At 32.9% G+C, this 12,744-nt stretch carries 9 protein-coding genes; 1 reads left to right on the top strand and 8 read right to left on the bottom strand.

Features of this window, described 5'->3' with window-relative positions; translation table 11 throughout:
• Window positions 1-4: 4 nt before the first annotated feature.
• From ICJ83_RS10575 to ICJ83_RS10540, 8 genes are all read right to left on the bottom strand, one after another.
• Window positions 5-1,396, bottom strand: coding sequence for a TlpA disulfide reductase family protein (locus ICJ83_RS10575; RefSeq protein WP_188230366.1), 1,392 nt, complete (start codon window positions 1,394-1,396; stop codon window positions 5-7).
• Window positions 1,397-1,406: 10 nt separating this feature from the next.
• Window positions 1,407-2,630, bottom strand: a complete 1,224-nt coding sequence (locus ICJ83_RS10570; protein WP_188230365.1) for a TlpA family protein disulfide reductase — start codon at window positions 2,628-2,630, stop codon at window positions 1,407-1,409.
• A 64-nt stretch (window positions 2,631-2,694) separates the two neighbouring features.
• A complete protein-coding gene (locus ICJ83_RS10565; protein WP_188230364.1) occupies window positions 2,695-3,657 on the bottom strand; it encodes a hypothetical protein in 963 nt (320 codons plus the stop codon).
• Window positions 3,658-3,716: 59 nt separating this feature from the next.
• Window positions 3,717-5,123 (bottom strand): RagB/SusD family nutrient uptake outer membrane protein, encoded by a 1,407-nt coding sequence (locus ICJ83_RS10560; protein WP_188230363.1) that lies wholly within the window; start codon window positions 5,121-5,123, stop codon window positions 3,717-3,719.
• 8 nt (window positions 5,124-5,131) lie between these two features.
• Entirely contained in the window at window positions 5,132-8,665 is a 3,534-nt protein-coding gene (locus tag ICJ83_RS10555; RefSeq protein WP_188230362.1) for a SusC/RagA family TonB-linked outer membrane protein, read from the bottom strand.
• Between the two features lie 158 nt (window positions 8,666-8,823).
• Window positions 8,824-9,990, bottom strand: a complete 1,167-nt coding sequence (locus ICJ83_RS10550) for a FecR family protein (protein WP_188230361.1) — start codon at window positions 9,988-9,990, stop codon at window positions 8,824-8,826.
• 183 nt (window positions 9,991-10,173) lie between these two features.
• Window positions 10,174-10,740, bottom strand: coding sequence for an RNA polymerase sigma factor (locus tag ICJ83_RS10545; RefSeq protein WP_188230360.1), 567 nt, complete (start codon window positions 10,738-10,740; stop codon window positions 10,174-10,176).
• A 95-nt stretch (window positions 10,741-10,835) separates the two neighbouring features.
• Window positions 10,836-11,429: an RNA polymerase sigma factor gene (locus ICJ83_RS10540; protein ID WP_188230359.1), complete on the bottom strand. Its 594-nt coding sequence runs from the start codon at window positions 11,427-11,429 to the stop codon at window positions 10,836-10,838.
• A gap of 147 nt (window positions 11,430-11,576) precedes the next feature.
• Here ICJ83_RS10540 and ICJ83_RS10535 point away from each other — a divergent pair, with 147 nt between their 5' ends.
• A complete protein-coding gene (locus ICJ83_RS10535; protein WP_188230358.1) occupies window positions 11,577-12,731 on the top strand; it encodes a FecR family protein in 1,155 nt (384 codons plus the stop codon).
• Window positions 12,732-12,744: the final 13 nt, after the last annotated feature.

Genomic DNA, 12,744 nt, shown 5'->3' with positions numbered 1-12,744 from the left:
CTCTTTATATATCTAAATCGTTCAATAATTCAATTAATCTTGGAGAAGAAGGGCGTGGTGCACTTCGGTTAACAATATTACCATTTGGATCTATTAAAATAAATTGAGGTATACCCTTAACTTTATAAGAATCAATAAAATCTGATTTAAAACTATTATCAGCTATTAATTGATAACCACTCATTTCCTTGTCCTTTACCATAGCTTTCCATTTCTCATGATCCTTTTCTTTATCAACAGAAATACTTACAAAGGCTATCTTGTCATTATCGTGATATGTTTTTTCAACATCCTGTAAATATGGGATTTCAGCTTTGCAAGGCCCACACCATGTTGCCCATACATCTATATACACATATTTTCCTTTAAAATCATCAAGGGATGATAAACCACCGTTATAGTTTTCATAATTCACAAACTTAGGAGATAGATTACCTTTTTCTAATGATTTTACTTCGTTAAACTGCTTTAAAACTTTAGCTTTATGGTCTGGGTTTGTGGATAATTGCATGTAAGCATCAAAGCTTGATGTAAATTCATTATCGAAAGCCAGACTACCCATAATGGTTTGTAATAACAGATCATTTTTAATATAGTCGGACTGAAAACCAGCTGAAGCCTTAAGTCTGGCCAGAGTTTTATTAGATACTCCTGATTTTTCGATAGAATCGGCTCTTTTTATTTGTTCGCTCATAACCAACCTATAGTAATATTCACTAGCCTTATAATCTACTTCCCTATAAAAATCTAATGCTCTTGCTCCATCTAAAAAATCACTCGATATAGTAAACTCTGGATTCTTAGTATAATACCTGTGATACACTTGGTAATAGGTTAAACCATAAAATTTCCAATAATCTATATGGCGCTTCATGAAATCTACAAATAACGGATTTAACTCCTGTTTTCCATATAGCAAAGCTGTTAACTCCTTTTGTCTTTCTGATAGTAAATTTTTATAATCGCCTTCACCTAAACTGTATGCTTCAGATTTTTTCTGCTCCCAGTCGATTATTTTTTTATTTATGGTCTGCAACAATATATTTTCATTAGATCCCTGTCCTTCAAATTTCAAGGAATCCTTAAAATAATTCGCATCCATTATTATGGTTAAATCATCTCCTTTTGAAAAAACAATTTGCGTAGATTTTCTGGATTCGATAGACATAGAATACATCCCCGGTTCTATGGTAAGAGTATCTCGAAAACTACCATCTTCTAACAAATTGATTTCATACTTAAAATCGCGGTCATTATTAGTTAAGTATATTTTTTCAATGTCTTCGCCATTAGTAATATTACCTTTAATTATAGCATATTCTTCCTTAGGATTTGATTTACAAGACGTAAGAATAAGTAAAATAAGGATTATAGATATTTTATGCATTTTATTCATGTGAATTGTATTATCCTTTTTTGAAAATTGCATCTAACATAGCATACATATCTGTTTTTGTAGCATTGTTAGAACTGTATATTATCTTTCCAGCAGGATCAATTAAGATTTTGGTTGGAAAAGAAGTCACATTAAATGGCACTAACAAATTGTTTTCGCTAGTAGTCTGTATATGTTCCCAGTTATAACCGTTGTCTTCAACGGTTTTTTTCCATTTCGGAACTGCATCTCCAGAATTTACTCCTACAACAACAAAGTTTTTATCGGAATATTTTTGGTAGTACTCTTTTATTTTAGGAATCTCCGCCATACAAGGTCCACACCAAGTTCCCCAATAATCCAGTAACACATAATTCCCTTTAAAATTTGATAATTTAAATTCAGAACCATCTAAAGTGTTATTAGTTACAACCTCAGGAGCTTGCATACCTAATTTTGTATTCTCTACAGCTGCTATTCTTTGGTTTACTTCATCATAGAAAGGTGTACCATCTAAGGTTTCAGTATCAAAACCTTCAAGAACCGCTTTGGCTTCATCGTGCGTAAAATACTTTCTGTAATATCCATCCATAAATACGTAAGACGCTGCGATAGATTTAGGATTAGATTTAGCAAATTCTTTCTTTAAGTCTATAGCTTGTTTAAATAATGCATTTGCTGAATCTGACAACTTTTTGCTTTCTTCTTCAGTTAAATCTTCTGTGTAGGTTATAAATCTTAAGGCATGCGCTCTATCGATTAAAGGAAATGTTTTTTCTTGTATTCTGGTAAAATCTTGATTGACACCTCTGCCATCAGAAAGTGATGCATCTACCATATACTCTTCAACTTTCCCTGAACATTTTATTTCAGCGCCAGGGTATGCAATAAACCATAATCTATTCACATCGGCTTTTGTTGAAGATGTATATTTTCTGCCATTGTACTCTGTTTCCCAACTTCTTGTATTTAACACATTGAGGAAGTATAATTTATAATCATTAACCGAATCGGTAAATGTAAACTTGCCGTCTTTAACCCAAATTGTATCTCTTCTTACACCATCGGGATAGGCATTGTTTTTTTCAAAATAAACTAAAAATGCTTTGTCCAAGCCTTTCAAATCAGCTGTTAGGGTAAACGTTTTGTCGTTCACTGTTTTGCTAATTTCCTTAGCTGAATGACATTGAAACACGAAAAAAGACAACATCAACATTAAGCATAGCAAAGCCACCCTTTTTATATTTTTATTCATAATAAAAGTATTGAAATACAGGGTAATCAGAATGAATTACCCTGTTTTATTAAAATATTAATGGTTAATTATTATTGATAATTTCAGTAATATCTGGCCAAGTTAAACCATCACTTCTACGCAATTCAATAACGCCATTTTCGTTATACCACTGGTTGTAATAATTATCCCATCTAACAGTCAAAACCTCAGGAGTTACACTCACTAAAATCCATTTATTTTTATAATTGGTGAAATCATAAACATATAATGTATTAGTAGTGTTATCGAAAGTAATGTACCCTGGCTTAGGTCCACCGTAAGCACCCCCAAACGCCATATCGTCAACAGCGTATTGGCCTTCTTCGTCGCCTGGGGTAAATGTTACGGTTCTTTTTGCACCAACAACAACATCAGAATACGAATAGGTTACCGTTCCAGGTCCCACTTCTGTCCATGTCGCTTCAAATTCACCTAACCAGGTATCCACATATTTTATAGAAGTTTTGATTCCATATGTGCAGTTAAACCCATTACAATCTACTCTAGTATCTAATACAGATCCATCTTCAGCAGTTATAACCCATTTTAGTTCTACTAAATCCTCAGGTAACAACTCGCCTGAATGTTCAGCTGATAATTCGCCGCTGTACAACTGATAAACCTTATCAGAACTTACTGTTAAAGTAAAATTATTTTCCGGATTTGTAATTGTTTCTAAAAGTTTACCTATCTCTCCCCCTTTATAGGAAAAAGTTTCTCCATTATTTTCTTCTACAAACGCATAAAATTCAATTTTAGAAATTTCAATATCTGCACTAAAATTCATCTTTACATCATACTCTGCTTCTGTATCTCCCCAAAAAGATTGACCAGAATTGGAATTAATGTTATAGGTAAATCCAGGATCTCCAATTGGAGAAAACACTAAATTAGTATCGTCGAACCAATTTACTTGATAGGCTGGAGGCATTACTATATCTTCTTCTTTTTCACAAGAAGTTAAAACAGATAAGATGCCAAATAATATTAAATATATTTTTTTCATTATTTTCTATTTTTTTAGTTGGATAAAATCGTGAAATGACCTTTCCTACGCATTAAAAATTACTGTTTTAAATTTGGATTTAGCTCTTGCACTTGTAAAGGTATCTGAACGTAATAATCATCGCTTCCTGGTTCAAGTGTAGCAGTAGCTCCTGTTTCTGGGTTCGTTCTTGTAAAAGTTGGTACCGTCTCACCATACACATGATAACGGGCTAAATCGAACAAATTCAAACCAGAACCATGCAATTCCTTTCGTCTTTCATCTTTAATAATCTGAAGCGTTAAAGCGTTATCAGTGTGTGTTAAAGGCGTAAATGCATAAAGTCTTTTTGCCAGTAATTTATTTAGTGAAGCCATGGCGCCTGCACCATCTCCTGTTCTTACTTTTGCTTCTGCATTTGTTAATAATAATCGTGGCACTGTCATACCCACCTGCGTAATAGGGAAATAATACACATAATATGGGCTATAATCGTTACCGTTCCTGTCGGTTTGTGAGGCTCGTAAATACCAACGACTATCATTGTCTTTATCAAATAAAGCTTCTAGATCCGGATGATATAATTGCACAGGATTATAATAAACTTCTCTATGGAAACGATTCCATAAGGCCTCGGTGTTACCATCTCTATTTTCATAATCTTTATCTACATAACCTAAAGTAATATTATCTGGATCTTGGAATTCAAAAGTAGTCCAATCATTTAGGTAATCATATAAAGCAAGCGCCTTATCGGAATTAGTTTTAGCTTCTTGAAAATTCCCCATATACAAGTGCACTTCAGCAAGTAATGCATATATAGAAGCTTTACCTGGTCTGTAATTCCCAACTATGTTAATATTAGGATATGTTGGTGAAATTAACTCTAGCGATTTGTTTAGGTCATTAACAATTTGGTCGTATACCTCTCCTACCGATGATTTTGAATACAACGTGGTGATATCAACCTCCAAAGGCATTGGAACGCCAGGAACATCTCTGTTATTTGGATCATACATCGGAGCGTATTCAGTTACAGCCAAAAATAATTCCATAGCACGTTGCGCATGTGCCTCTGCCTGAATATTTTTACGTTCGTTTTCGTTAAAGGCACCTAATTCTGCGTCATTAATACCATCTAATACAAAATTACTGATGTATAACATTTGGTATGTTCTATTGTAATCAGCATCAGCTTGATCTATTAAAAACAAGTCATTCTCCCACATGTAAGCGTTTGCGTAACGCATGTTATTTGCTATAGTCGAATAACTAAGTTCGTTCATAAATACATCCGGGTCTTTAAATGATATGTTTTCCTGACGTCTGAAAAAATAATCCGGACTATTAAGTAAATTATTAAAATCCTCAACAGTTGATGGAATTACTCGTCCTGTTGGTATTACATCTAAAAAGTCGTCTGGGCTTTCGCAAGAGAATATTGCCATTACAAACCCCATCAATATATATATGTTTCTTTTCATCATAATTTTTATTAAAAGTTAGCTCTTAATCCAAGTGTAAATCTCGTAAGGTTACTAGTGGCTCGCGATTCACGATCATAGACAGTCGGGTCTACTCCAAAATCATTTTCAACCCACAAAAACGGATTGGTAACTTGAAACGTAAATCTTAAGCTATTGAAAAATGTACGATCAGTTAAGCTACTAGGACAGTTATATCCTAAGATAATATCCTGTACCCGAATATAATCTCCTTTTACAGTATTGAATGTAGACTGACTAAACTTACGATCTTGAGAACTTCCAGTAAATCTTGATTCTACTAATCCAGTATATGGGTTTACTCCATTCCAAAACAATCTTGGCACACCTGTAGTAGCCTCATCTCCGGGCTCTCTCCAACGATCTGCCCACATTTTATCTAATCTTAGGTTCCCAAAATTCCTTTGTGCTGTATTTAAAATACTGTTATATGTACCATAACCGCTTGAAGCATAATTAGGTCGGTAACGGAAATAAAAATCGGCACCATAATTTAAATTAGCTGTTAAATCGAATCCTTTATAACGGAAGGTTGTCGATAAACCACCATAATGCTGTGGTGTTTTTGAACCTAAATAAACTAAATCCTCTTTTACAAACTCTGTAGACCAATGCTGAGAATCGCCATTTTGATCGTAGATTAAAAGTTCTCCATTTTCATCAAGACCAGCGTAATTATAAGCATAGTAGTTATTAACGGCAGCTCCTGCAAGAATACCTACTCCTGCACTTAAATAATCTGCTGTTTGTGTTGACCCTTGAAATTCACGCACAACATTTTTGTTTTTATTGAAATTGGCACGAATGTCCCAAGAAAAATCTTCTTTATCAATAACTCTAGCATTCAATTGAAGTTCCAATCCTTCATTATCTATTTCTGCATAATTTACAGTTGCATCAGTAAAACCAACGGTAGGGTCTAAAGGCCTTCTGGAATACACATCAGAACTAGCTTTTTTATAATATTCAAAAGTACCTGAAAGTCTGTTATTAAATAAAGCAAAATCAATTGCTGCATTTGTGGTTACCGTTTCCTCCCATTTTAAGTTAGGGTTTGCAGGAATACTAAACCTTGAAAAGAAATAAGAATATTTGTAAGTATTAGTTCTTGAAAATGCAGAGGCATATGGCGAAGCTGCCCCAAGACTATTCCCTGATAACCCGTACGTTCCTCTTAAAGTTAATCTATTCAACCAATCAGTACTAGCTAAAAAATCTTCTTTTACCATATTCCAACCAAGTCCTACAGACCATAAAGGTTTATATCTAAAATCTGGATCACTACCAAAAATATTAGCCTGATCTACACGGTAACTTGCATTTAATATATACTTATCATTAAACGTATAGCCTAAATTACCAAACCAACTCACAAAACGATTATCTACATTATTAACATCCTGAAATATTCCTTGATATAAATTGTAGTCTGGCACCCCTTGAAAATCACGAAGCGAACGGTTAAATAAACCCAACTCATCATAAGCTATATATAACGTAGCTTGTTTATTATATCCAAAATGGCGATTTAAACTATTTTCTGAAAAACGTCTGTTATATTCTATACCTCCGAAAAGTGTAATATCATGTTTTCCAAAACTGTTATCGTAATTAAAGGTATTACGCATCGTCCATCCCTTGTAGTGTTCCTTTCTTTGCTCATAATCTGAACCTACAGGGATTTGATAGTTTCCATTTACGAAATAATCATTAATAAAATTACGGTGTGATGGTAAATTCATGTTTCGGAAATTATCGATATCTCCCGCCCCGCGCTCGTAACGAAAGGATGGCGATACTGTTAACCCATTAAATAACTCTACATCAACTCTAAAATCGGCACGTACATCTAAAAACTGCTGAGAGTTATCTTGGTTTCGTTGCTCTTCTACCAGGTTAAATGTGTGCGGAGATCCAACTATGGCCTCACGCTCTCTTGATAACCAAGGAGTCCAGTTCACATATTTTTGAACATATTGTCCATTTTCATCAATTAACTGATCATAGGCCTGTAATTGATCTGCTGCATCAACGGAAATACCGTTATTCTTTTCGTTTCTTTGAACTGCAGTAACCCCAGTTGTAAACTTAATTTTATCAGTAAAATCGAAGGTGTTTCTTAAATTAAAACTTAATCTATCATCTTTATCTCCTATTAAATGAGACTTATAATTTGTGTAACCTAACGATGCGTAGAAGGTATTTTTTTCTCCACCGCCCTGCAACGAGATATTGTGAGTCTCACGGAATGCATTACGTAACAAATACTTCTCAAACTGTTTGGTAACATCTTCACGGCTACTTAATTCATTAATATAATTATCGTAGGTATCTTGAGACCACGTATTGCCATCAGGTGCCAATCCATTTCTATAAATATTAGCTAAATAGAAATCGTTAATGCTCGATGTTCCATTGGCTAGACTATTTAAATCCACCCAATTCTTTTCAAGAAATTCCTCTTCAATGTCAATTTCTTCTGCAACACTCATTAAGCGCATATCTCCAAGGTCTACTTTTTCCTGAAACTCAACAAATGAAGAATAATCGACTGATAGCTTTTTATTTTTACTTCCCGTCTTTGTTGTAATAACTATTACCCCATTAGAAGCCTTTGCCCCCCAAACCGATGCTGCTGCTGCATCCTTTAGCACAGTCAAGGTTTCTATATCTTCAGGGTTTATACTATTATAATCATCCTGCTGGGTTAATGGAAAGCCATCAACAATAATTAGAACATCATCATATCCGTTAAAAACCGTAGATCGACCTCTAATTTCAATTTTACCCGACCATGGACTTACACTTACCCCTGGTACCTGACCTACAATACGCTCAACAAATGTTGCAGCCGGACGCTGCTGTAGTTGCTCTACACCTACGGTTTCAAAAGACCCTGTTGCACGTTCCTTTGACAAGGTTTGGTAACCTGTTACAACCACTTCTTGTAAAGCATTTACATTTTCCTTTAATGTAATATCTACTCCAGAGTAATATGTTAGTTCTTTTACGTCTCTAGTTTCTTTAACAAAACCAACAAAAGTATACTCTAAAATAGCATTATCGGATACCGAAATAGAATAAACACCATTAAAATCTGTTGCTACACCATTTACAGTACCTTTTTCCATAACAGTAACTCCAGGTAAAGGCATACCAGATTCATCTCTAATTGTACCTGAGACTTTTACTTTTTGTTGTCTTCTGTCATAATTATGATCTATCTTTTTAATTAAAATGGTATTGTTTTCGTCTATTTCAAACTCCAAATTACTATCCTGCAATGCTTTACCTAATAAACTTATTACCAACACTTCACCTTGCTCTAACTGGATGGTAGGTGAATTTTTAAATAATTTCTTTGGAAAAATAAAGTGGTAATTGGTTTGTTGTTGAATGATATTGAACATTTCGTCTACCGATACGGACTGACTTTGATTAATAATCACTTTCTCCTGAGAAAATGAACTATTCGGGTTTAAACCAAAAACTGTTGCACACAATAGAAATATAAATATTCTCATAATGCATAGGGGTAATCGCTTTCGAATTAAATAGCGATAATTAGTTAATTTAATTTTCATAAATTTGTTTTGTGTTAGTTAGACATTATTTTAATTAATACATACAAGAGGGAGTAAGTTGTTACACGGCCAAATGTTTGAACTTAGCTCCCTTTTTTTTATTCAATAATTATATTTTTATCATTGAACTCATATTTTTTAATGATTCCTAATTCTTTTAAATTCTGAAGTATATCTTCTATTTTCTCCTGTTTTCCTAGTGTTCCAACGAACAATTCGTTCTCAATTGCTTTATTTTTAAACTCAACATCAAAATCGTACCAACGTGACAGTACAACCATAACCTCTTTAAGAGTTATATTATTAAAACTAAAAAGACCTTCTTTCCAGGATATTACATTAAATACATTTACAGTATTGAATGTGATGGTGTTGGTACTTCGGTCTAAAACAGATTGCTGATTTGGAAGCAACATGTGGTCTTTCCCTTGATACTTGATTTTCACCTTACCTTCAACCAAAGTAGTTAAGATGTTAGGTTCGTTATTATAGGCTTTAACATTGAATTCGGTCCCTAAAACCTCGATTTCATGATTATGATTAGTAACTGTAAACCTAGAGCCTTTATGTGCTGTACTTGGAGACACATCGAAATACGCTTCACCGTAAAGTAATTCTACCATACGTTTTTCTCCGTCAACAAATACTTCTGGGTATTTCAATTTGGTTTCAGAATTTAACCAGACCTGAGTGCCGTCGGAAAGTTTAACAAAAAACTGACCACCTCTTGGTATGGTTAAATAATTATAAGCTATCTCTTTAGTATTGGTAGGTTTATCATTATAGATTAATGCCTCTCCGTTACTTTCTACATTATCAAAAGCTATTTGTTCGCCTTTTTCTAAAGTAACATTAGAACCATCTCCTCTGGTTAAAATAGCCTTATTCGTACCTACCTCAATACTTGTATTAACAATAGCTTCCTCTTGTACAACAGAATCTCTGTCTAAATTTATAAAAACAAAAGTCGCCACAAATGCCACTATTGAAGCTGCCACGGCATATTTCACATAAGCAGACCTGAATAATGTAATAACTTTAGGTTGTTTAGGTTCTTCATCATCTTTAATCGCTTCTAAGATGTTTACCAGCATACGTTCTTTAATAACGTCTTCAGGTCCTAAAGCTTCAACCCACTTGTTTTCCTTTTGAAAACTTTCGTAGTAGTTTACCAGAAGCTTGAGCTCATCAGCAGTCGTTTCTCCATCGAGATAGCGCTCTATGAGCCTTCGGAAAAACTTGTTATTCATATCGGAATTATCCATTAAAATATTTTTTAAATAGCTTGGTTTACCTCTTATGTGTCTTTTTAAGGATGCATCCCCTAGTAAAATTTAAAAAAATTTTAACTTTTTTTTTACACAAATAGATTAACCCTAGTATTTACAAAGGGTAACGCAGAAAATGATTCTAATAAAAATTACACTTTTATGATAAATGAAGATGAATTATTGTATCATGTACAGCATTTCTATACTCAACAAATACCCTAGAGAGGAACGAATTGTTTTTAATGCCAGTGTAATATGATTTTCAACTGTTTTTGTAGAAATACCAAGTTTTTCAGAAATTTCTTTGTGACTTAATTGCTGATTTCTACTTAGCAAATAAACCTCCTGACAACGTTCAGGTAAGGTTTTAACAATAGCATCTATTTGCATCACTAACTCCTCGTGCATAAGTTTGGTTTCGGGAGTGGCGTATTGAAATCGATCGTTTAAACCTTCCATTAGTTCAACACTTTGAATCTTATTTTTTCGAAATTCACTAAATACTTTATACCTCACGCAAGCATATAAATACGATTTTAGTGAAATTTTAATTTGAAGATTTTCCTTATAATTCCAAACATCAATAAAAACATCCTGAATGATTTCTTCGCAAAGTTCTTTGTTTTTAAGAAGATTATACGAACTTATATACAAGGTCTTCCAATACCTATTATATAGTTCGGTTAACGCTTGCTTATCGCCTTTTTTTAGGCGATTTAATATGTCTGAATCATCAGGGGTCATTAGTTAAAAATAATGAAAAGGTGGTTAATTTCAAATGTAAACATTTGAATTATAATCTGAAGTGTTTTTTTTAATTTCCTTTTAGAAAATCAAACTTAATTTCTAATTCCAAACAATCTGTTTTTATAAAAGAATAATATTTTAACAACATGTCGAGGATTGAACACATATTTTTTTATCAACATAAAACCTTTAGTAATATGTTTCTCGACTGTTTTTTCTGAAATATTTAAAGACTTAGCGATTTCCTTATGTCGATACCCTAAAACCTTACTCATTAAAAATACCTTTTTGCACTTTTCCGGCAATTCATCAATCGCTTGATTCAAAACAGACATACGTTGTGCCATAATATCGTCTTTTTCCTGACTCACTTCATTCACAATTTGATGTCTCAAATCTTCAAACGACGTCTCTTTTATTTTCTTTTTCCTAAGATCGGATGCAAACTTATTATAAACAGCTTTGTATAAGTAAGCTTTTAATGATATCCCCACTTTTAAATTTGCTCGCTTTTCCCATAGGTTAATTAAAACGGCCTGCACAATATCTTCGGCTATATCCTGCCTTTTACATAAATTATAACAATACACAACTAAATCCCTATAATATATGCTATATATAGAGTTAAAAGCACTTTCATGATTATGCTTTAGTGCGTTTAATAATTTATGATCTTGGTTATTCACTTGTACTTTAATGGGTTAAAAAAGATATCCAAAGATGCTCAAATTTATTATATTCTTCTTGAATTTTTAAAAAAAATAAAAAAAGTTAGAAATCGAGGTAGGGATATATTTCAAAATTGCGTCCTAGTTAATAGAGACAAACAAATAATGCAAAAAAATAGCGAATTAATAATACAAAAATATCTAAACGACGAGATTACTTACCGTGAACTATGTCGATTGACTAGTGATATTCCTATCGAACAGTTACATCATGAGATAAAAAAATCGATAGAAATAAATTATTTACTTTCCCAACAACACCTGAAAGTTGATAGCTCACAAGAAACATACCTGAATATTTTAGCACAAGCTAAATCTCAAAAAAAACAGAAGAAATCATCTAAAGTTATTAGGCTAAATTCAATTTTAAAGTACGCTGCAATATTTGTCGTTTTAATGGGGTTGACTTTTGCTCTGAAATTAAAATATTTCAACCAAAACTCCTCATTAACCATTGAAGATCAACCTATTATTTTAGAGTTAGCTAACGGTACTAAACAGAAAATAGATCAAAATAAAACTATTAAAATAACAAATGAAAAAGGCTTAATTATTGCTAATCAAGAAGAGGATAAGTTATCTTATAAAACTACAAAAAGCGAAGAAGTTCTTGTTTATAACACCTTAAAAATTCCTTATGGAAAAAAACTAAAACTAGAACTTTCAGATGGCTCTTTAATAACTTTAAATTCCGGAACAACGTTTAAATTCCCAGAACATTTTCTTTCTCATGGTCAACGTAAAGTATTTATTAATGGCGAAGCCTTTTTCGAAATTGAAAAAGATAAAAAACGCCCTTTTATTGTTCATGTAAATGATGTAAATGTTGAAGTTTTAGGAACTAAATTTAATGTTTCTTCCTACCCTGAAGATGATTTTATTAACACAGTATTAGTTTCTGGCTCAGTGAAATTATCAAATAACGCAAACTCTAGTATTTACGAAAAAATTCTAAAGCCAGGCGAAAGAGGTAGTTGGAATCACAGCTCTAAAGAATTCGTAGTTGAAACTGTAGACACCCATTTATATACCGCCTGGGTTGATGGTAAACTTCTTTTTAGAAATATGACGTTCAAAAATATTAGAAATAAACTGGAAAGACATTACAACGTTGAAATCGTAAACAACAATCAAGAACTAGACAACCTTAGCTTCTTGGCAAGTTTTGACATTGAAACCATAGAAGAAGTAATAGAAACTTTTAAACGCAATTACGGCATAAATTATCAAATAAAAGACAATAAAATAATCATTAACTAACACAACAAAAGCT

This window comes from Aestuariibaculum sediminum (genome assembly GCF_014596945.1).
Taxonomy (GTDB): Bacteria; Bacteroidota; Bacteroidia; order Flavobacteriales; family Flavobacteriaceae; genus Aestuariibaculum; species Aestuariibaculum sediminum.
This window is presented reverse-complemented; position numbering and strand designations above follow the sequence as displayed.

What these genes read in the sequence shown, in the direction of transcription:
- ICJ83_RS10575 (WP_188230366.1), bottom strand. Translation starts at nt 1,396, where the DNA reads ATGAATAAAATGCATAAAATATCTATAATCCTTATTTTACTTATTCTT.
- ICJ83_RS10555 (WP_188230362.1), bottom strand. Translation starts at nt 8,665, where the DNA reads ATGAGAATATTTATATTTCTATTGTGTGCAACAGTTTTTGGTTTAAAC.
- ICJ83_RS10535 (WP_188230358.1), top strand. Translation starts at nt 11,577, where the DNA reads ATGCAAAAAAATAGCGAATTAATAATACAAAAATATCTAAACGACGAG.
- ICJ83_RS10560 (WP_188230363.1), bottom strand. Translation starts at nt 5,123, where the DNA reads ATGATGAAAAGAAACATATATATATTGATGGGGTTTGTAATGGCAATA.
- ICJ83_RS10570 (WP_188230365.1), bottom strand. Translation starts at nt 2,630, where the DNA reads ATGAATAAAAATATAAAAAGGGTGGCTTTGCTATGCTTAATGTTGATG.
- ICJ83_RS10550 (WP_188230361.1), bottom strand. Translation starts at nt 9,990, where the DNA reads ATGGATAATTCCGATATGAATAACAAGTTTTTCCGAAGGCTCATAGAG.
- ICJ83_RS10565 (WP_188230364.1), bottom strand. Translation starts at nt 3,657, where the DNA reads ATGAAAAAAATATATTTAATATTATTTGGCATCTTATCTGTTTTAACT.
- ICJ83_RS10545 (WP_188230360.1), bottom strand. Translation starts at nt 10,740, where the DNA reads ATGACCCCTGATGATTCAGACATATTAAATCGCCTAAAAAAAGGCGAT.